Below are 1701 nucleotides of genomic sequence, written 5' to 3'. Positions count from 1 at the left end.
CGACCCAGCAGCCTTGAAGCTTGATTTGGGAGTACGCCACAATTTGTGTGGTGGTATTGGAGGTATTGGTGGTAAGATTATAGCCAAAGCACAAGGGGGTACCCCTAATAGCAATGGCTATACCTTAGAGTTGCGCAAAAACGGTACGGTAGTAAGCAGGACAACTACCCAAAGTGGAGTTTATACTTTCACAGTAGATGCTGGCGCTTACGAAGTAAAAGCTATTGACGGCAACAATTGTAACAAAACCGCTACGGCTACAGTGATAGATTTGCCAGTACCTTCGGTTACGGTTACTTATACGTTGTACGATTGTGGGGCTAGAGGAAAGATTACGTTCTCAGAACCTCAAAGTACGGTTACTTATACGTATCAGTATAGTTTAACGAGGTTTCAACCATCGTTTCAAGCCCCTATAATACAATCAGGTCGTGAATTTCCTGGTTTAACAGCTGGCGATTATTTTACGGCACATGTGCATTATACTTATGCAGGGGAAACTTGTACTATAACTATACGAGATATACAAGTTCCTAATATTACAGCAGATAACAACCTGATAGCCTCAGCAGGGGTTTCTAAGCTGATAGGTTGCTTTGATGGTACTGATGCCGATAAGGGTGAAATACGTTTCTCCAACGTACAAGGGGGAGTACCGCCTTATGAGTTTAGTTTTGACGGTGGAGCTACTTGGACGAGTACTCGTGTAATGAGGAAATCTGCGGGTAGTTATAACCTTGCGGTACGCGATGCCATAGAGTGTGCGCGTACGGGATTACAAGTAACTATTCCAGCAAAAGTTACACAACCTACATTTACCCCTACTATTACCTATAATTGTGAGGGTAAAGGGACTTATGTACAAAACAGCAGCAAGGGTAGTGCTTACACTTATACCTACCAGCTCAACGGAGGTACGCCGCAAAACAGCAATACTTTTAGCAACTTGGCACCAGGTACTTATACTATTACTATACATTACGCTGATGCCAATCCGCCAAGTAAGAATGTATTGTTCTTAGAGGATTTTGGGGTAGGTACTGAAGCTGCTAAAACTCCTTATATTAATAAGGTGTACTATTTTGAACCTCAAAACGGAAGTTCGATACTTTATAATGGTAATGGACAAAGCCGTCCCAACTCTTGGGGTGATAATATAAACGATGGGGAATATGTGGTACGTGATATAATGCGACCTAACCCTTGGGGAGATAACCCTGTAGACCACACAAGAAGACCTAACGGACGTATCTTGTTTATTAATGTAGGTAACTCTGTGGGAATTGCAGGGATATTGTATCAACGTAAAATGACCGATATTATCCCTAACAAGCCAATAAAGTTCTCTATTGCTCTATTTAACTTACACAGAGGAGATGGACATTCTGTGAATCCTGTTTATCCTAAAATAGGATTAGAGTTATATCGTACTGAAGCAGATGCTTTAGCAGGTACAAACCGCTTGGCGGTAAATGATTTAGGTTATATACCAGGACATGCCAACGTTAATGACTGGAAGGAACACAATATAGAAATGAACCCAGGTAACAATACCGAGTTGGTAGCCGTAGTGCGTTCTTATAGTAATGTAATAGGAGGTAACGACTTGGCTATGGACGATATTTATCTATACCAAGAGCCTGAGGCTTGTACCTTTAGCTATACAACTACTTTCAAGATAGAATCAGGTAAAGAGTTTGG

At 41.4% G+C, this 1701-nt stretch carries 1 pseudogene; it reads left to right on the top strand.

Features of this window, described 5'->3' with window-relative positions:
- Nucleotides 1-1701, top strand: a pseudogene (locus HMPREF9075_RS02055) (gliding motility protein); the annotation flags it as partial.

The sequence above is a fragment of the Capnocytophaga sp. oral taxon 332 str. F0381 genome, from assembly GCF_000318275.2.
GTDB classification, from domain to species: Bacteria; Bacteroidota; Bacteroidia; order Flavobacteriales; family Flavobacteriaceae; genus Capnocytophaga; species Capnocytophaga bilenii.
This window is presented reverse-complemented; position numbering and strand designations above follow the sequence as displayed.